This is a genomic window from Streptomyces cucumeris (assembly GCF_024295805.1).
Taxonomy (GTDB): Bacteria; Actinomycetota; Actinomycetes; order Streptomycetales; family Streptomycetaceae; genus Streptomyces; species Streptomyces cucumeris.
The window spans coordinates 450,048-465,796 of record NZ_JANCLX010000002.1; the positions used below are offsets into that span (position 1 = coordinate 450,048).

Here is a 15,749-nt window from a genome sequence, read left to right on the forward strand (position 1 = left end):
CAGCGGTCCGCGGCTGAGGTAATGCAGGTGCGGTTTTCCGGATGACGCGAGGAGGTCGGTGAAGATGGTCCTCGCTCTGCTCGTGAGCGGCGTGGTCGTCGCGCTGGTGGTGGTGGGACTCTTCGTCTTCGGTCTGCGGCGGCGGCTGATCCAGCGCTCCGGCGGAACCTTCGACTGTTCACTGCGCTGGAGCGCGGACGGCGAGGGCCGGTCCGATGCCAACGGCAAGGGATGGGTGTACGGGGTCGCCCGCTACAACGGCGACCGCGTCGAGTGGTTCCGGGTCTTCTCCTATGCCTTCCGCCCCCGCCAGCTCCTGGAGCGCGACGCCATCGAGGTGCTGGAGCGCCGTACGCCCAAGGGCGAGGAGGAGCTCGCGCTGCTCTCCGACGCGGTGGTGCTCGCCTGTCTGCACCACGGCACCCGGCTGGAGCTGGCGATGAGCGAGGACGCCCTGACCGGCTTTCTCGCCTGGCTGGAGGCGGCCCCGCCCGGCCGTCGGGTCAACGTGGCCTAGGGCCCTCCACTCCCAGTTCCTGGGCCAGGACCGCGGCCTGTACCCGGCTGCGCAGGTCCAGTTTGGCCAGCACCCTGCTGACATGGGTCTTCACCGTGGCCTCCGCCATGGTCAGCCGTGCCGCGATCTGCGCGTTCGACAGCCCCTGCCCCAGAGCGCCCAGCACCTCCCGCTCGCGCGGGGTGAGCGCGCCGAGTGCCGCCGCGTCGGCGCCGCCCGGGGAGGGCACAGCGCCCGCCCTGCCGAACTCGGCGATCAGCCGGCGGGTCACCGCCGGGGCGATCAGCCCCTCGCCGCGGGCGACCGTACGGACCGCCTCGATCAGCGTCGCCGCGTCACTGTCTTTGAGCAGAAAGCCCGCGGCGCCCGCGCGCAGCGCCCCGAAGACATACTCGTCGAGGTCGAAGGTGGTCAGCACCAGTACATCGGCGAGCCCCTCCGCGACCACCTCCCGGGTGGCCGATACCCCGTCCAGACGCGGCATCTGCACATCCATCAGCACCAGATCGGGGCGGAGCGACCGGGCCATGTCCACCGCCTGGAGGCCGTCGGTGGCCTCGCCGACCACCTCGATCCCGGGCGCCGAGCCCAGGATGAGGACGAGCCCGGAGCGCACCGCCGCCTGGTCCTCGGCGACGAGCACGCGGACGGTCCGCGGCGGGGTGGTCGGCTGGGTCACTGCGGCTCCTGGTCGGTGGGGGAGTGGACGGTCTCGGGGGCGTATCCCGAGGTGAGCGGCAGGGTGGCCCGGACCCGCCAGATCCGGCCCGAGGGGCCGTCCGCCGGTCCGGTCTCCAGGGTGCCGTCGAGCAGCGAGACCCGCTCCCGCATCCCGATCAGCCCGCTGCCGGAGCCGGGCGCCCGGGGCGCCGCGCGGTCCTCGTCGTACGGGCTGGTGACACCGACCTCCAGCGGGCCGTCCGGGAGACGGTCGAGGGTGACCTCCACCCGGCCGGGTCCGGCGTGCTTCAGCGCGTTGGTCAGGGACTCCTGGACGATGCGGTAGGCGGCCAGCCCGACCGGCGCGGGCAGTGGGGCGGTGCCCCCGGGGCGGTCGTCGCGCAGGACGAACTCCTGGCCGCCGGAGCCCGCCGCGGCGGTGGCGCGCGCCTGGTCCAGCAGGGTGTCCAGGGCGTCCAGGGTGGGCGCGGGCGCGGGTGCGCCCCCGTCCCCGGCGTCGCGCAGCAGACCGATCAGCCGGCGCATCTCGGCGAGGCCGTGCACGCTGTTCTCCCGGATGACCCCGAGGGCCCGTTCGGTGGCGGTGGCGTCCTTGAGGGAGAGCGCGGCGGTGGAGTGGATGGCGATGGCGGACAGGTGGTTGGCCACCATGTCGTGGAGCTCCCGGGCCATCCGGGCGCGTTCCGCGGTGACCGCCTCGCGGCGGTCCAGCTCGGCCAGGAGCGCGGTCTGTTCGGCGCGCAGCCGCTCCGCGGCGGCGGCCTCCCGGTGCTCGCGGATGGCCCAGCCGGTCCAGGCGGGCGTCAGCACCACCAGGCCGACCACCACGCCGACGAGCAGGGATGCCGGGGTGCGGTAGACCGCGATCGGCACGACCGTGGCCACGACCGTCAGATAGACCGTGGCCAGCGGGATCTTGCGGGCCATCGCGGGGGTTCCGTACACCACCGCCCCGTAGAGCACATCGGTGAACATCACGATGGTGGCGATCAGCGAGCCCGCGAACTGGTCGGCGGCGAGGGCGGGCACCGCCACGCACAGCGCGACCGCGGGGGCGGTCCTGCGCAGCAGTTCGGCCCCTGCCATCACCACCAGCGGGACCAGGGTGAGCGCCTCCGGTTCCCGGGGGAACGAATCCCCGCCCACCAGCCCGAGCGACCACAGGACGACTCCGCCGACCAGTCCGGCGAGGCTGATCAGCACATCGTCGCGGTGCGGACGCTGGAGCAGACGCGGGCGGGACGGCATGACGCCCATCCCATCACGGGCGACGGCGGGTGATCCTCCGCTCGCGGGCGGGGCCGGGACGAGGGGGAGTACATCGAAGGATGCAGTCGGTTCTCATCGCCCGCGACGACGCGGCGGCCCGGATCGCACGGGAGCGTGGAGGGGGAGAGCGAGAGGAGCCATCCGTGATTGTCGCGCTGATCATCGCCTGTGAGGTCGGGTTCTGGGTACTGCTGGCCATCGGGCTGGGCCTGCGGTACCTGGCGAAGATGCCGAAGGCGAGCGTCGCGGTGCTGTTGTGCGAGCCGCTGCTGGAACTGGTGCTCTTCGTGGCGACCGCGATCGACCTCAAGAACGGTGCGGAACCGGACTTCAAGCACGGGCTCGCCGCCGTCTACATCGGCTTCTCGGTGGCGCTGGGCCATCAGACGATCTCGTGGGTGGACGCCCGGGTGGCCCACCGCTTCTTCGGCGGTCCGCCGCCGGTGAAGCCGCCGAAGTACGGGACGGCGCGCGCGGTGCACGAGTGGAAGACCGCGCTGCGCTGGATGCTGGCCTCGGTGATCGCGATCGTGCTGCTGCAGGGTGCGGTCTGGTACGTCGGGGACGACGGGGAGATCGGCTCGCTGCGGGAGTGGCAGACCCGGATGCTGTTCGTCATCGGCATCAACGCGGTCATCGCGATGAGCTACACGCTGTGGCCGAAGCGGGAGCCGGAGCCGAAGCGGGCGCCGGAGCGGGTCCGCTCCTCGCTCCCGGAGTGAGGGCCGTCGCGGCGGGGGCCGGAACCGGGGAGCGCCCGGTTCCGGCCCCGTTCGCGGTGTGCGGGCCGCTTGGTGTCAGCGGTTCTCGCCGGGCACCCACAGCACGTCGCCGACCTCCTTGTTGGCCGAGCGGGCCAGGATGAACAACAGGTCCGACAGCCGGTTGAGATAGGTGGCGGTGAGCGGGTTCATGGCGTCCGCGTGGGTCTCCAGCGCCGCCCAGGTGGACCGTTCGGCGCGGCGGACCACCGTGCACGCCTGGTGCAGCAGCGCGGCGCCGGGGGTGCCGCCGGGGAGGATGAAGCTGCGCAGCTTCTCCAGCCCCTCCAGGAAGCGGTCGCAGTCCGCCTCCAGCTTGTCGATGTAGCTCTGCTCGACGCGCAGCGGCGGATGCTCCGGGTTCTCCACCACCGGGGTGCACAGGTCCGCGCCCACGTCGAACAGGTCGTTCTGGACGCGGACCAGGACGGTGGTGAGCTCCTCGGGCAGCCCGCCCAGCGCGATGGCCACCCCGATCGCGGCGTTCGCCTCGTTGGCGTCGGCGTAGGCGGAGATCCGCAGATCGGTCTTGGCGGTGCGGCTCATATCGCCGAGGGCGGTGGTGCCCGAGTCCCCGGTGCGCGTGTAGATGCGGGTGAGATTGACCATGGGCCCGAGACTACGCGCCGTGGCTACGCCCCCGCCTGCCGGAAGAGCCGGGCGCCGAGGGTCACCGCCACCACCGCGAGACCGGTGGCGACCAGCGCGGCCACCGCGATCCTGCCGTCCCCGTACTCCCCGGCGAAGGCGGCCCGTACGCCGTCCACGAGGTAGCGGAACGGCACGGCGTGGGAGACCGCGTCCAGCCAGTCCGGTGCGAGCGACATCGGCAGCAGCACACCGGACAGCAGCATCGCGGGCATGGTGACGGCGTTGATGACGGGGGCGAACTCCTGCGGGGTGGCCACCCGCATGGCCAGCGCGTACGACAGCGAGGCGAGCGAGACGGTGAGCACGGCGACGAAGACGAAGCCGATCACCACCCCCAGCACGGGCGCCCGCAGCCCCATCACCACGGCGACGGCCACCAGCACCAGGGACTGCACCAGAAGCTGGACGACGTCCTTGAGCACCCGGCCCATGAGCAGCGCCAGCCGGCTGACCGGGGTGACCCGCATCCGCTCGACGATCGCGAGGCGCTTCTCCAGCACCAGGCCGATGCCCGTGAACGAGGCGCTGAACAGGCCGAGTTGGATGAGGATGCCGGGGACGACGAGCTGCCAGGAGTCACCGTCGCCGCTCAGCGGCAGATCCTCCAGCAGCGGTCCGAAGAAGACCAGGAAGAGCAGCGGCTGGACCAGTCCGAAGACCAGGGCGGGGGTGGAGCGCAGGGTCTGACGGGCGTACCGGCCGAAGACCAGGACGGTGTCGGACAGGACGTGGGGCACGGATTCCCCTTCCGGGAGGGCGGGTTGACCGCTGTGGACGGCTGGGCGGGGTGCGCGGGGGTGATGCGGGGTTCAGACGGTGAGCGGGGCGGTGTCACGCCGTGGGGTGCCGTGTCCGGTGATGGCGATGAAGGTGTCCTGGAGGGTCGCCTCCGGTGAGCCCCCGTACCGGGCCTTGAGCGCCGCCGAGGTGCCCTCGGCGGCGATCCGCCCCTGGTCGACGATGACCAGCCGGTCGGCGAGCGCATCGGCCTCGTCGAGGTAGTGGGTGGTCAGGAACACCGTGGTGCCGTGCTCGTCGCGCAGTCGGCGGACCAGGTCCCACAGCTCGGCGCGGCTGCCGGGGTCGAGGCCGGTGGTCGGTTCGTCGAGGAAGAGGATCCCGGGCCGGTGGACCAGGCCCAGGGCGATGTCCAGACGTCGCCGCTGACCGCCGGAGAGCGCGCCGCAGGGGCGGTCCATCAGCGCGGTGAGGTCCAGGTCCCCGGCCAGTTCGGCCGCGCGGGCGGTGGCCCGCTGCCGGGTGAGCCGGTACAGCCTGCCCTGGGTGACCAGTTCCTCCCGTACGGAGACGGTCGGGTCGACGCCGCCGGTCTGGGCGACGTAGCCGATGCGGCGGCGCACCCCGGCGGGGTCGTGGGTCAGATCGTGCCCGGCGACGGTCGCGGTGCCGCCGGTGGGCGGGAGCAGGGTGGTGAGCATGCGCAGCGTGGTGGTCTTGCCCGCGCCGTTGGGTCCCAGGAAGCCGAGGATCTCCCCCGCTTCGACGGTCAGATCGATGCCCCGTACGGCCTCGACGGGGCCGCGCTTGGTCCGGAAGGTGCGGGCGAGCCCGCTGGTGATGAGGACTGCCATGCCCCACAGAAAACCAGGGCCACCCCAAAATTGCAATGACTCCAAAAATTAAGCGGCACCAGCGAAGCTAGGATGGGTCCATGGCGGAAGGGCTCAGGGAGCGGAAGAAGCGGCAGACCCGGCAGTACATCTCGGACGTGGCGACCGGGCTGTTCCTGGAGCGCGGGTTCGAGGCGGTCACCATCGCCGAGATCGCGGAGGCCGCCGAGGTGTCCGTGAACACGGTCTACAACTACTTCCCGGCCAAGGAGGACCTCTTCTTCGACCGGGAGGAGGAGACGGTGGGACGGCTGTCGCGCTGGATCGAGGAGCGTGCGGTGGGCGAGTCCGCTGCCGTCGCCGTCCTGCGGGAGCTGCGCACCTCCCTCGAGGACGGCAGCTACGCCCCGCTCAGCCCGGGATTCGCGCGTTTCATGGCCGTCATCCAGGACTCACCGGCCCTGAGTCTGCGGATCATGTCGATGCACGAGCGGACCTGCCACGCCATCGGCGACACCCTGTGCGAGGAGACCGGCGCGGACCCCGGTGACCCCGAACCGATGCTGGTCGCCAGCCAGCTCGCCTGGGTGAACAGCGTGCTGTTCAACAGCGTCCAGCGGCTGATCGCGGCCGGGGGCGAACCGGCGGACGTGGCGCGCGAGGTACTGGGCCGCCTGGAGTTGGTCACCTCCCTCCTCGGGGAGCGCACGCTCAACTATGCGGCGAAGAACACACCGTGACGCGCCTTACTAAGGGCTGCCACGGAGGGTGAACGGGCGTTAAGGTCCGGCACATCAACGTCGATCGAAGGGTGTGTGTCGTGGCCAGGAAGCTCGTGGTCATCGGAGCCGGACTCATGGGGTCCGGCATCGCGCAGGTCTCGGCACAGGCGGGCTGGGACGTCGTGCTGCGCGATGTGACCGACGAGGCGCTGCGGCGCGGTACGGACGGCATCCGGGCCTCGTACGAGAAGTTCGTCTCCAAGGGCAAGCTGGAGGCCGAGGCGGCCGAGCAGGCCCTCGCCCGGATCACCACCACCACCGACCTCGACGCCGCCGCCGACGCGGATGTCGTGGTCGAGGCCGTCTTCGAGAAGGTCGAGGTCAAGCGGGAGATCTTCCGGACCCTCGATGGGCTGGTCAAGGACGACACCATCCTCGCCTCCAACACCTCCGCGATCCCGATCACCAAGATCGCGGCGGCCACCGGGAGCCCGGAGCGGGTGGTCGGTACCCACTTCTTCTCCCCGGTGCCGATGATGCAGCTCTGCGAGCTGGTGCGCGGCTACAAGACCAGTGACGAAACCCTCGCCCGCGCACGGGAGTTCGCGGAGGGCATCGGCAAGACCTGTATCGTCGTCAACCGTGATGTCGCGGGCTTCGTCACCACACGTCTGATCGCCGCCCTCGTCGTCGAGGCGGCCAAGCTCCACGAATCCGGAGTGGCCTCGGCCGAGGACATCGACATCGCCTGCAAGCTGGGCTTCGGCCACGCGATGGGACCCCTCGCCACGGCCGACCTCACCGGCGTGGACATCCTGATGCACGCCACCGAGAACATCTACACCGAGTCCCAGGACGAGAAGTTCGCACCGCCGGAGAGCATGCGCCGCATGGTCGACGCGGGGGACATCGGCCGCAAGAGCGGCGAGGGCTTCTACCGCTACTGACGGGCCCGGTTACCGCGCCAGGCTTGGGACTCACCCTCGCGGGTGAATTCGGTATCGGTTCGCTTACAAGCGGCAACTTCGTCGCGTGAGGGGCAGTCAGTTCTGTAGACAGAATGGCTTATTGACGACACACGACGCACCGAAGTGGGGAGTGCATATGCACATCAGGGGCGACCACACCGAGCTGGTCGTCGGGGGCCGACTGGATGTCCGAAGCGCGGCGGACGCCCGGACGGCCCTGCACACCGCTGTCGACTCCGGCGGTGGGGATCTGGTGCTGGACCTCACCGAGCTGGATTCCTGGGACGCCACCGGACTCGGCGTCATCATGGGGGCGCACCGGCGGGCCGGCCGGGCGGGGCGCAGGCTGGTCCTGCGCGGAGTCCCGCCCCAGATGCAGCGGCTGCTGGTGGCCACCCGGCTGCACCGCATCCTGGCCATCGAGGGCGGCCTCGAGGCCGAATCCCTGCCGCGCGTCTGAAGCACCCGCGGACGCCCGGCCTCTCGGATCCCGCCATGGCGCGGGCTCCGAGAGGCCGGGCGGCACCGGGGTGGCGTGCCCTCCCTGCCGGGGAGTGGATACTGTGAGAAGGTCTAGGGTTCGGTACCGCCGGGCCCTTTCCCCACGGCGGCACCGACCAGAGGCGACGGCGGGCCGGGGAGCCACACAGCACGCCACGCACTGGGGGCCATCACCATGGAGCCGATGAACCGCGGACCGGAGGAACACGGCCGCGACGAGGCCGCTTCCCGTCCGGCCGAGTCCTCGCGCCCGGCGGACGGCCAGGGTCCGTCGGCCCTGCCCGCCCCACCGCCGGGCGATCCGCTCCTGCCCCATCTGGACAGCGACGCTCCGGCCCCCGCCCGTACCGCCCGGATCGTCTCCGGCGACCACCTGCTGACCGTCAACCCCGTCGACGGCAGCGAGATAGAACCCTGTCCGCCCGGCGAGCGGCCCGACCGGCCCGGGCGGCGCAGCGCCGAGGAGCGTGCCGAGCTGCGCCGGGCCGCCGCCCCGCCGCGCCCCTCCGGCACCGTCGTGCCCGAGCTGCCCGTGCTGGAGCGCGAGGAGGAGCGGGAGCGGCTGTCCCGGCTGCTGGCTCGCGGCCGCTCGGTGCGGGTCACCGGTCCCTCCGGCGCCGGGCGCAGCGTCCTGCTGGAGGCCGTGGCCGCCGACTGCGAGCGGCTCGCCCCGGACGGTGTGGTCCGGCTTTCCGGCTACCGCCGCACCCCCACCGATCTCCTCCATGACCTCTACGCCGCCGTCTACCGCGCACCGCTCCACCGCCCCGACCGCGCCGGACTGCTGGCGGCGGTCCAGGAGATCGGCGCCGTGGTCGTCCTCGACGACATCGACTTCGGCGGCGCCGCGCTGGACGAGTTCCTCGACGCGACCCCCGAATGCGCCTTCCTGATCTCCGCCACCCCCGGGATCGCCGCGCCCTCCGCCGACTCGCACCTCGAAGAGGTCTTCCTCTCCGGCCTCAGCCGCACCGCCGGTCTGGAGCTGCTGGAGCGCGCCGTACGCCGGCCGCTGACGGAGGAGGAGGCGGGCTGGGCCGCGGACCTGTGGTTCGCGGCCGAGGGGCTGCCGCTGCGCTTCGTCCAGGCGGGCGCGCTGCTGCGGCGGCGCGAGGAGCGCGGTGGCGGACCGCTGCCCAGCCGCGCGGAGGCCGCCACCCCCGCCGGGCTGCTCGCCGGGGAGCTCGGTGAGGCGGCCCGGGACGCCCTGCGGTTCGCGCTCGCGCTCGGCGGCGAACTGCCGCACCAGGCCCATCTGCCCGCGCTCACCGAGGACACCCAGGCGGACGCCGCCCTGGCCGAGCTGCTGGGCTGCGGGCTGATCACCACCGCCGGATCGCACTACCGGCTGGCCGCCGGTGTGGCCGCCCAGCTCACCGACGAGGGCTTCGCCGGGGACGCCGCGGAGTCCGCCGGGCGGGCGCACACCGTCGCCCAGCACTACGCCTGGTGGGCCGGACACCCCTCGGTCGCCCCCGACCGGGTGGCCGCCGAGGCGGACGCCGTTCTCGGCGCCATGACCACCCTGGTCGCCAGCCGCGAGGCGGGCCACGCCGACGCCGCCGTGGCCCTGGCCCGCGCCGCCGCCCCCGCCTTCGCCGCCGCGCTGCACTGGGGTGCCTGGGAGCGCGCGGTGCGCCACGGCCAGGAGGCCGCCCGGCTGGCCGGACAGGTCTCCGACGAGGCGTACTTCCACCATGAGCTGGGCGTCCTCGCGCTGTGCACCGGCAATCTCGACCGGGCCCGCGCGGAGCTGGAAGCGTCCATCGGACTGCGCGGCGTCCTCGCCGACAAGCGCGGCACGGTCGCGGGGCGGCGGGCACTGGCCCTGGTCAGCGACCGTACGGCCGGATCGTCGATGGCGGGTGCGTTCGGCACCGCGGGGGGCGGCCGGTCGGCCGCGGGCGAGGAGGTCCCGGCGGCCCGGCACGAGGAGTCGGCCTCCGCGCCGGGCGCTCCGGGGGCCCGGGACGGGGCCGGTGCGCCGGGGGTTCCGGGTGCTCCGGGGGCGCAGAACCCCGATACCGAGATCACCGTCGTCACCCCGAAGGTGGCGGCGACCAGTCCGCTCACCTCCCTCGGTACGGCCGCGGCGGCCGGGACGAGCGCCCTCCCCGCGGTGACGGCGCGGAACGCGACCGGCGCACCGGGCTCGACGGGCGCACCGGGCTCGACGGGTCCGACGGCGAAGGCGGGTGCCGCGGCCCCCGGCGGCCGTCCGCGCGGGCTGCGCCGCCTCACGGCGGCCGGTGCCCGGCGCAACGTGATAGCGGTGGCCTCGGGCGCGCTCCTGGTGGCGGTCCTCGGCACCGTGGTGACCCTGGGGATGACCTCCGACGACAAGGACCAGCCCGGCGACCGCGTCAAGCCCGACCGGACGGCGTCCCAGCAGGACGACGACGCCGATCTCACCGCGGACGAGCCGACCGGCGACCCCGGCCAGGACCCCCGGCCGGGGTCCACCGGGGTGCCGCAGTCGTCCACCTCGCCCAGCACTCCGGCCGATGCGACGCCCGGCACTCCGACCTCCCCGGACGACGACCCGTCGACCAGCGGTACGCCTTCGGAGACCGGCAAGCCCTCGTCGCCCTCGCCGGACCCCACGACCCAGCGCCCCACCCACCGGCCGACCCGGACGCCGAGCAGCACCCCGACGACCCCGGACGACCCCACGGACGAGCCGAGCCCGACGACCTCGCCGTCCACCACGGCGCCGACGCCCTCGGGTCACACCTCCACCACGGCCAGCGCGCCGAGCACCTCCACCGCCCCGTCCTCGTCGGCCTCGGCCTAGCCGGCCGTACGGAAAGCCGACGACCGCATCGCGCCGGGCGCGGATGCGGTCGGGTGGCGGGAAGTGAGGGGTGTGGCGGCCGGGCCCGTCAGAAGAGGCGCAGCTTGTCGTCCTCGATACCGCGCAGCGCGTCGTAGTCGAGGACCGCACAGCCGATTCCGCGGTCGGTGGCCAGCACCCGCGCCTGCGGCTTGATCTCCTGGGCGGCGAACACACCCTTCACCGGGGCGAGGTGGGGATCCCGGTTGAGCAGCTCCAGATAGCGGGTGAGCTGCTCGACTCCGTCGATCTCCCCCCGCCGCTTGATCTCCACCGCCACGGTGGCGCCGTCCGCGTCCCGGCAGAGAATGTCCACGGGGCCAATGGCGGTGGGGTATTCACGCCGAATAAGCGTCCAGCCATCGCCGAGTGTCTCGATCCGATCGGCCAGCAGCTCCTGGAGATGGGCCTCCACCCCGTCCTTGATCAGGCCCGGGTCGACGCCGAGTTCATGCGACGAGTCATGGAGGACTTCCTCCATGGTGATGATGAGCTTTTCCCCCGCTTTGTTCACGACCGTCCACACATCGTCATCGCCCTCTTTGAGGGTGCACGGGGGAGACATCCAGTTGAGGGGTTTATAGGCCCTGTCGTCCGCGTGGATGGACACACTGCCGTCGGCCTTGACGAGGATCAGACGGGGTGCCGAGGGGAGGTGGGCGGTGAGACGGCCGGCGTAGTCCACGGAGCACCGGGCGATGACGAGACGCATGGTCGGCAACGCTACTCGACGCCGGTGGCTCCACGCGATTCGTCCGGCGATGGACCCGTTCGGTGATGGCTGGTTGTGTGCCCGTTCTCCTGGTGCGGGGGCAGTGGCCGAATTACCGTTGAAGCGGGCGGTCGCCGGACGGGTACGCTCCGTCGCCGTCCGCCCATCCCATCCCTGAGACCCCGCACCCCGGGGTCGCGAGAGGAGAACCCATGTCGCTCGACGTCTCACCGGCCCTTCTCGAACAGGCCGAGCGAGGCGAGGTCGACGAAGCGGAATTCGTCGACTGCGTCCGGAACTCCCTACCGTACGCATGGGAGATGATCAGCTCGCTGGTGGCCCAGCTCAAGGTGGACGGCGGAGAGTTCGCCGACAACCAGACGCCGCCGCCGGACGAGCAGGCACGCGGTCAACTGCTGCGCGCACTGGCGAGTGACGCGATACGCGGCGCGCTCCAGCGCCATTTCGGGGTCCGGCTGGCCTTCCAGAACTGTCACCGGGTGGCCGTCTTCCCGTTGGACGCGTCGGCGGATGAGCGCCTCGCGCGCTTCACCTCGGTTCGGGGGCAGTTGCTGAACCAGTCGCCCGAACTGCGCGACTGCTGACGCGATGACCGCTGCCGCTCCCTCTGGGGGAGGTGTATCAGCACAGGAGCGGCAGCACTTCACCACCGAGCCTGCGCACATTCTCCTCCGTGGTCGCCAGATCGCCCGACCCCTCGACCAGCAGCGCGAACCGGCGGATCCCGGTGCGCTCCGCGGTGGCCGCCAGCCGGTCCGCGCACAGCCGCGGCGGGCCGACCGGATGCAGCTCGCAGAGCAACTCCGCATAGGCCACCGGATCGCGCATCCGGCGCTGCCGCCCGTCGACCGTGACATGGGCATCGAGCCCCTGCCGTAACCAGCCGGGCATCGCCTTGGTCAGGATCTCCGCGGCCTCCGGGCGCGCGTCCGCGATCTGCACCACCCCCGCCGAGACATGCTCCGCCGCCTCGACCTCATCGGGCGAACGGCCCGCGGCGAGCGCGGAGCTCCGCCAGAGCGCGACCGCCTCGGCCTTCTCCTCGTCACCGCAGTGCATACCGAGCAGCATGGGCAGCCCGCGCTCGGCGGCCAGCCGCACACTGCCGGGCGAGGTACAGGCCACGACCACCGGAGGGGAGACCGCGCCCCGCGCGCCGAGCGGATCCTCGCAGCGCGGCACCACCGGCACCTCACGGAAGGTGAACCGCTCGCCGTCCGCCCCGACCCGGGGCTCGCGGAGCCAGCGGAGCAGCAGATCGAGCGATTCGGGGAAGCCGTGCTCGAACGCCTCCAGACCGGCGCCGAAGACCTCCAGGTCCACCCACGGCCCGCCGCGGCCGACCCCCAGGGTGAACCGGCCGCCGGAGACCTGGTGCAGCAACGCCGCCTGCTCACCCAGCGCGACGGGATGTGCCGTCGGCAGCACGCTCACCGCCGTGCCGACCCCGAGCGTCCGGGTGCGGCCCAGCAGATGGGCGGCGAGGGTGACCGCGGACGGACAGACCCCGTACGGAACGAAATGGTGCTCGGCGAGCCAGACCGCGTCCAGCCCCGACACCTCGGCCAGTTCGGCCGACCGCACCGCCCGGTGCAGCGCCTCCTGATGTCCCTGGCCCGGGAATTGAGCGGCCAGGATGAAAGCCCCCACATGCATCGCCATCTGCCTCCTTGTCGCGGAACGTCCGCGGACGCGGGCGCACCCCCTCGAAGGCATTAACGCCTGACACGTGCCAAGGGCACGGCTTGGCAAGAAGTTTTCATGATGATCGGAGAGTGGGGGTGGACGACGGCTTTCCGGAAGCGTGACCGTAACGCGTACTGTGGTCACAGCCCGTAGCCCTCAGCGGGCCTGAGTCGCCCAGCTCTCGAGTTCCCGAGGTGTCATCGTGTCTCCACGCCGCAACCGCCCGAGAGGCGGCGAGCAGCCCGTCGGCCGCGACGGTGCCGACCGCTTCGGACTCGAGCGCACCGAGGACTGGCAGGGCGAGGAGTGGGTGGTGCGGCAGATCAGCGGGGGCGCCGCCACCAAGCACTATCGCTGCCCGGGGTGTGACCAGGGGATCCCGCCGGGGGTGCCGCATGTGGTCGCCTGGCAGCAGCATTCGGGGGCCGATGACCGCCGCCACTGGCACAAGGCCTGCTGGAACGCGCGGGACCGCCGGAGCGCGAAGCTCCAGCGGTCCCGTAACGCGCCGAAGTACTGAGGGCCGCGGGGCAGGCGGCCGGAGCGGGATGTCTCAGACGTCCCGCTTCTCCAGCAGCACGTAGGCGCCGATCAGCGCCGCGCCGGTGACCCCGGCCAGTACGCCGAGCTGCGACCAGCCGCTGCCCAGTTCGTCGGAGAGCTGGAACAGCGACGCCAGCGCGTTGGGCGAGGAGTACTTCTGCATGGTCTCGCCGAGGTCCTGGAGGCTCTCGGACATCATCAGGAACGCCGGGAGGATCGCCGGCAGCAGCACCACACCGAGCATCGCGGTGATGGCGCCCGCGGAGTGCCGCAGCATGGAGCCGACGGCCATGGAGAGCAGCCCGAGCAGCGACATGTAGAGCCCGGCCCCGATGGTGGCGCCGACCATCTGGTCACCGGTGGGCTCCATGACACCCGGACCGCTGTGCATCCCCGATCCGGCGAACGCCACCAGGGCCAGTGCCGCGGTCGTGGTGATGAACGAGAGGGTGAAGAAGACCATCGCCTTGGCGGCCAGCACGCGCCCGCGCTGCGGGCAGGCCGTGACCGTGGTGCGGATCATGCCGGTGCCGTACTCGGAGGAGACCACCAGCACGCCCAGGGTGACGAGGCAGAGCTGACCCAGCAGGGTGCCGAAGAAGCCGGGCAGGGTCGGGGGAGCGTTGGTGTACTCGTCGTCGCTGGTGCCCGCGGAGACCAGCAGTCCGATCCCGACCACCAGCGCGACCATCACGCTCAGCGTCCAGATCGTCGACCGCACCGACTTGATCTTGGTCCACTCGGAGGCGAGGGCGTGTCCGAGGTGGGTGCCGCGGACCGGGATCGGCGAGGTGTAGCCGCCCACGGCGGCGTACGGCTGGGACGGGTTGGCCCCGGCGGGCGGCGGCGTCGGCTGCGGCATCTGCTGCGGGACGGGCTGCTGCTGCGGCGCCGCGGGGGCGGCCATCTGCGGGTACGGGTGCCCCGGCTGCGGCGGCATCTGCTGCTGCGGTGCCTGCGGGGCGCCGTGCGGCACCGGCGGGGTGTGCGGGGGCGTATGCGGCGGGACGGGCGCCGACGGGGGCTGGTACGGGGTCGTCATCGGGCGTCCTCGCTGTCGCGCTTGGTCATGTCGGGAGCCGAGGCAGGGGGAGCGGCCGGTGCGGCCGGCGGGGCGGCGGGCGGCGCCGCGGGCGCGGCCGCCGGTGCGTGGCCCTGCGACTGACCGTAGGGCGCCGGTGCGTGGCCCTGCGGGGCGGCGGGCGGCTCGGCGTATCCCGGCAGCACGGTGCCGGGCGGGAAGCCGCCGGGGCCCATGGGCTGGCCGGGCGCCCCCGGGGCGTAGCCGTACGCACCGCCCTGCGGCGGCATACCGGGGGCCGGCTCCATCAGCCCGGCACGCTGGTCTGCGGTGGAGCGGTAGTCCACCGCGCCGGAGGTCATCCGCATGTACGCCTCCTCCAGCGATGCCTGGTGCGGCGACAGCTCCCAGAGGCGGACATCGGCGCCGTGCGCCAGATCGCTGATCCGCGGCAGCGGCAGTCCGGTCACCCGCAGGGCGCCGTCCTGCTCGGGCAGCACCTGGCCGCCCGCCTCGCTCAGGGCGGAGGTGAGCTTCTCGCGCTGCTCGGGCTCGCCCTCGGGGGTGCGGACGCGGGCGAAGTCCGCGGAGTTGTACGAGATGAAGTCCCGGACGCTCATATCGGCGAGCAGCTGGCCGCGCCCGATGACGATCAGGTGGTCCGCGGTGAGCGCCATCTCGCTCATGAGGTGGCTGGAGACGAAGACGGTGCGGCCCTCGGAGGCGAGCTGCTTCATCAGGTTGCGGACCCACAGGATGCCCTCGGGGTCCAGACCGTTGACCGGCTCGTCGAAGAGCAGCACCTGCGGGTCGCCGAGCAGGGCGGCGGCGATGCCCAGGCGCTGGCCCATACCGAGCGAAAAGCCCTTGGACCGCTTGCCGGCGACGCTCTGGAGGCCGACCACGCCCAGGACCTCGTCCACCCGGCGGGCCGGGATACCCGACAGCTGGGCCAGGCACATCAGATGCTGGCGCGCGCTGCGGCCCCCGTGCACGGCCTTGGCGTCGAGCAGGGCACCCACCTGACGCGGTGCGTTGGGGAGGCGGCGGAACGGGTAGCCACCCACGGTGACCTGCCCGGCGGTGGGCTCGTCGAGCCCCAGGATCATGCGCATCGTCGTCGACTTGCCGGATCCGTTGGGTCCCAGGAAGCCGGTGACGGCACCGGGCCTCACCTGGAACGACAGGTTGTACACGGCCGTCTTGGCGCCGTAGCGCTTCGTCAGGCCGACTGCCTCGATCATTCTCCGCCCCTCGTGCAAATGGGTCCGGGGCGCGAGCCCCCGTGAGGG

The 15,749-nt window shown here is 72.4% G+C and carries 17 protein-coding genes; 8 read left to right on the forward strand and 9 right to left on the reverse strand.

The features are described 5' to 3' along the window. Window positions 1–64: 64 nt before the first annotated feature. A complete protein-coding gene (locus NMK44_RS04955; RefSeq protein WP_254738562.1) occupies window positions 65–517 on the forward strand; it encodes a DUF2550 domain-containing protein in 453 nt (150 codons plus the stop codon). Here the strand turns inward: NMK44_RS04955 and NMK44_RS04960 are convergent. Continuing rightward, window positions 504–1,196 carry a response regulator gene (locus NMK44_RS04960; RefSeq protein WP_254738564.1) on the reverse strand — a complete coding sequence of 231 codons (693 nt, stop codon included), beginning with the start codon at window positions 1,194–1,196 and terminating at the stop codon, window positions 504–506. The genes NMK44_RS04955 and NMK44_RS04960 overlap by 14 nt on opposite strands. Further along, complete coding sequence (locus tag NMK44_RS04965) at window positions 1,193–2,446, reverse strand: sensor histidine kinase (RefSeq protein ID WP_254738566.1); 1,254 nt, start codon at window positions 2,444–2,446, stop codon at window positions 1,193–1,195. Before NMK44_RS04965 ends, NMK44_RS04960 begins: the two co-directional genes overlap by 4 nt. A gap of 164 nt (window positions 2,447–2,610) precedes the next feature. Here NMK44_RS04965 and NMK44_RS04970 point away from each other — a divergent pair, with 164 nt between their 5' ends. Beyond that, on the forward strand, window positions 2,611–3,189 hold the full coding sequence (locus NMK44_RS04970; RefSeq protein WP_254738568.1) for a hypothetical protein: 579 nt from the start codon (window positions 2,611–2,613) through the stop codon (window positions 3,187–3,189). A 75-nt stretch (window positions 3,190–3,264) separates the two neighbouring features. Here NMK44_RS04970 and NMK44_RS04975 read toward each other — a convergent pair whose 3' ends face one another. The 3 genes from NMK44_RS04975 to NMK44_RS04985 all read right to left on the reverse strand — a co-directional run bounded on the left by NMK44_RS04975 (window position 3,265) and on the right by NMK44_RS04985 (window position 5,471). Beyond that, window positions 3,265–3,837, reverse strand: coding sequence for a cob(I)yrinic acid a,c-diamide adenosyltransferase (locus tag NMK44_RS04975; protein ID WP_254738570.1), 573 nt, complete (start codon window positions 3,835–3,837; stop codon window positions 3,265–3,267). Between the two features lie 23 nt (window positions 3,838–3,860). Then, complete coding sequence (locus NMK44_RS04980; protein ID WP_254738572.1) at window positions 3,861–4,616, reverse strand: ABC transporter permease; 756 nt, start codon at window positions 4,614–4,616, stop codon at window positions 3,861–3,863. Between the two features lie 72 nt (window positions 4,617–4,688). After that, window positions 4,689–5,471, reverse strand: a complete 783-nt coding sequence (locus NMK44_RS04985; protein WP_254738574.1) for an ABC transporter ATP-binding protein — start codon at window positions 5,469–5,471, stop codon at window positions 4,689–4,691. Window positions 5,472–5,551: 80 nt separating this feature from the next. Here NMK44_RS04985 and NMK44_RS04990 point away from each other — a divergent pair, with 80 nt between their 5' ends. From NMK44_RS04990 to NMK44_RS05005, 4 genes are all read left to right on the forward strand, one after another. Beyond that, window positions 5,552–6,190 (forward strand): TetR/AcrR family transcriptional regulator, encoded by a 639-nt coding sequence (locus tag NMK44_RS04990; RefSeq protein WP_254738576.1) that lies wholly within the window; start codon window positions 5,552–5,554, stop codon window positions 6,188–6,190. An 80-nt stretch (window positions 6,191–6,270) separates the two neighbouring features. Next, on the forward strand, window positions 6,271–7,119 hold the full coding sequence (locus NMK44_RS04995; protein WP_254738578.1) for a 3-hydroxyacyl-CoA dehydrogenase family protein: 849 nt from the start codon (window positions 6,271–6,273) through the stop codon (window positions 7,117–7,119). 157 nt (window positions 7,120–7,276) lie between these two features. Further along, window positions 7,277–7,600: an STAS domain-containing protein gene (locus tag NMK44_RS05000; protein ID WP_254738755.1), complete on the forward strand. Its 324-nt coding sequence runs from the start codon at window positions 7,277–7,279 to the stop codon at window positions 7,598–7,600. 216 nt (window positions 7,601–7,816) lie between these two features. Next, a complete protein-coding gene (locus tag NMK44_RS05005) occupies window positions 7,817–10,435 on the forward strand; it encodes an ATP-binding protein (RefSeq protein WP_254738580.1) in 2,619 nt (872 codons plus the stop codon). Between the two features lie 88 nt (window positions 10,436–10,523). Here the strand turns inward: NMK44_RS05005 and nucS are convergent, their stop codons facing one another. Further along, entirely contained in the window at window positions 10,524–11,186 is a 663-nt protein-coding gene (gene nucS, locus NMK44_RS05010) for an endonuclease NucS (RefSeq protein ID WP_037951157.1), read from the reverse strand. A 212-nt stretch (window positions 11,187–11,398) separates the two neighbouring features. Here nucS and NMK44_RS05015 point away from each other — a divergent pair, with 212 nt between their 5' ends. Then, complete coding sequence (locus NMK44_RS05015) at window positions 11,399–11,791, forward strand: SCO5389 family protein (RefSeq protein ID WP_254738582.1); 393 nt, start codon at window positions 11,399–11,401, stop codon at window positions 11,789–11,791. 37 nt (window positions 11,792–11,828) lie between these two features. Here the strand turns inward: NMK44_RS05015 and NMK44_RS05020 are convergent, their stop codons facing one another. Further along, a complete protein-coding gene (locus tag NMK44_RS05020; protein ID WP_254738757.1) occupies window positions 11,829–12,863 on the reverse strand; it encodes an LLM class flavin-dependent oxidoreductase in 1,035 nt (344 codons plus the stop codon). Between the two features lie 232 nt (window positions 12,864–13,095). On the opposite strand from NMK44_RS05020, the gene NMK44_RS05025 reads away from it, so the two are divergent. Further along, window positions 13,096–13,413, forward strand: coding sequence for an Rv1322 family protein (locus NMK44_RS05025; RefSeq protein WP_254738584.1), 318 nt, complete (start codon window positions 13,096–13,098; stop codon window positions 13,411–13,413). Between the two features lie 33 nt (window positions 13,414–13,446). Here NMK44_RS05025 and NMK44_RS05030 read toward each other — a convergent pair whose 3' ends face one another. Further along, a complete protein-coding gene (locus NMK44_RS05030; RefSeq protein WP_254738586.1) occupies window positions 13,447–14,478 on the reverse strand; it encodes an ABC-2 transporter permease in 1,032 nt (343 codons plus the stop codon). Then, window positions 14,475–15,701: an ABC transporter ATP-binding protein gene (locus NMK44_RS05035; RefSeq protein ID WP_254738588.1), complete on the reverse strand. Its 1,227-nt coding sequence runs from the start codon at window positions 15,699–15,701 to the stop codon at window positions 14,475–14,477. The genes NMK44_RS05030 and NMK44_RS05035 overlap by 4 nt, the downstream gene beginning before the upstream one ends. Between the last annotated feature and the right edge of the window lie 48 nt (window positions 15,702–15,749).

Excerpts from the sequence above, each read along its gene's own strand:
- NMK44_RS04955 (WP_254738562.1), top strand. The coding sequence starts at position 65 with ATGGTCCTCGCTCTGCTCGTGAGCGGCGTGGTCGTCGCGCTGGTGGTG.
- NMK44_RS04965 (WP_254738566.1), bottom strand. The coding sequence starts at position 2,446 with ATGCCGTCCCGCCCGCGTCTGCTCCAGCGTCCGCACCGCGACGATGTG.
- NMK44_RS04975 (WP_254738570.1), bottom strand. The coding sequence starts at position 3,837 with ATGGTCAATCTCACCCGCATCTACACGCGCACCGGGGACTCGGGCACC.
- NMK44_RS04985 (WP_254738574.1), bottom strand. The coding sequence starts at position 5,471 with ATGGCAGTCCTCATCACCAGCGGGCTCGCCCGCACCTTCCGGACCAAG.
- NMK44_RS04990 (WP_254738576.1), top strand. The coding sequence starts at position 5,552 with ATGGCGGAAGGGCTCAGGGAGCGGAAGAAGCGGCAGACCCGGCAGTAC.
- NMK44_RS05000 (WP_254738755.1), top strand. The coding sequence starts at position 7,277 with ATGCACATCAGGGGCGACCACACCGAGCTGGTCGTCGGGGGCCGACTG.
- NMK44_RS05005 (WP_254738580.1), top strand. The coding sequence starts at position 7,817 with ATGGAGCCGATGAACCGCGGACCGGAGGAACACGGCCGCGACGAGGCC.
- nucS (WP_037951157.1), bottom strand. The coding sequence starts at position 11,186 with ATGCGTCTCGTCATCGCCCGGTGCTCCGTGGACTACGCCGGCCGTCTC.
- NMK44_RS05015 (WP_254738582.1), top strand. The coding sequence starts at position 11,399 with ATGTCGCTCGACGTCTCACCGGCCCTTCTCGAACAGGCCGAGCGAGGC.
- NMK44_RS05020 (WP_254738757.1), bottom strand. The coding sequence starts at position 12,863 with ATGCATGTGGGGGCTTTCATCCTGGCCGCTCAATTCCCGGGCCAGGGA.
- NMK44_RS05030 (WP_254738586.1), bottom strand. The coding sequence starts at position 14,478 with ATGACGACCCCGTACCAGCCCCCGTCGGCGCCCGTCCCGCCGCATACG.
- NMK44_RS05035 (WP_254738588.1), bottom strand. The coding sequence starts at position 15,701 with ATGATCGAGGCAGTCGGCCTGACGAAGCGCTACGGCGCCAAGACGGCC.